1 protein-coding gene is annotated in these 255 nt (G+C 62.7%); it reads left to right on the top strand.

Features of this window, described 5'->3' with window-relative positions:
• Positions 1–255: immunoglobulin-like domain-containing protein (locus JNA92_RS25720; RefSeq protein ID WP_241807232.1), on the top strand; the 255-nt coding region annotated here is incomplete at both ends.

The raw sequence follows: 255 nt of genomic DNA, 5'->3' as shown, positions 1-255 counted from the left end.
CTGGCCAAGTGACCGTCGCCGCACCAGCTGATGACGTTTACAAAGACGCTGGCCAGGTCAAAGCCACCATCACTGGCACCACCGGTGGCGACTTCGAGAACCTCGCAGTCAATCCGGCTGAAGCCGTAACCAATGTCAGCGATACGCTCGATACGTCGACCGTGACCCTGACGGCGAATGCTTCGGTGGCCGAAGGTGGCGTGGTCACCTACACGGCGTCGGTTAGCGCTCCGGTCACCGGCAGCCCGCTGGTCG

The sequence above is a fragment of the Pseudomonas putida genome (assembly GCF_022627325.1).
GTDB lineage: Bacteria > Pseudomonadota > Gammaproteobacteria > Pseudomonadales > Pseudomonadaceae > Aquipseudomonas > Aquipseudomonas putida_X.
The sequence above is the reverse complement of the archived record's forward strand: the minus strand, read 5'-3'. Positions and strand labels throughout refer to the sequence as shown.